This window comes from Gordonia malaquae NBRC 108250, from assembly GCF_000344135.1.
GTDB classification, from domain to species: domain Bacteria; phylum Actinomycetota; class Actinomycetes; order Mycobacteriales; family Mycobacteriaceae; genus Gordonia; species Gordonia malaquae.
The window spans coordinates 1-652 of the sequence record NZ_BAOP01000094.1 but is presented as its reverse complement, the minus strand read 5'-3'; the positions used below and the strand labels follow the sequence as shown (position 1 = coordinate 652).

Below are 652 nucleotides of genomic sequence, written 5' to 3'. Positions count from 1 at the left end.
GAGATGCTCCTATGGTTGTCAAGCCGCGTTCGCGGGGTGGTGGTCGGCTAGCCATTGGCGGTATTTGTGGGCGAGGTGGTCGTCTCGTTTGAGGTTGCGTTCCAGGCGCGAGATTTCCGTTTCTGAGGTTCCGAATGCGGCTGCGACGACGGTCAGTGGCAGCCCGGCGGCTTGGCGTGCGGGCCGCAGGTCGGAGAAGTCCTCGAGTTCGATCTGGCGGGTCAGGAGTTTGAACATCTCGCGGGCGATCGCTCGTTTGAGCATCCGCAGGATGTCCTTCTTCGTTCGTCCGGCGGCCAGTTGTCGGGCGAGGTAGGCCTTGGTCTTCGGGTGGTACCGCATACGACTGAGCGCGATGGTGTGCAGTGCACTGTTGCCTTGTCGGTCGCCGCCACGGGAGAGCCGGTGCCGGTTGGTCTTGCCTGAGGAGACCGGTATCGGTATCACGCCGCACAATGCGGCGAACGCTGCTTCACTGGAGAGTCGGTTGGGGTTGGCGCCGGCGGTGATCATCAACTGGGCGGCGACGTCGGGGCCGACTCCGAACGCCGCGCACAGGGCAGGGTTCATCTCTCGAGCCAGGTCCCAGACTTGTGCAGTGAGGTCATCGTGCTGATCGGTGAGGAATCGAGCTCGTTTGGCCAGAGTTCGC

Annotated in this window: 1 protein-coding gene; it reads right to left on the bottom strand. The window is 63.3% G+C overall.

Annotated features, from left to right (window positions below; translation table 11 throughout):
* Positions 1 to 18: 18 nt before the first annotated feature.
* Positions 19 to 652 (bottom strand): IS110 family transposase (locus GM1_RS21325; RefSeq protein ID WP_008382489.1); only part of this gene is annotated, 634 nt, incomplete at its 5' end.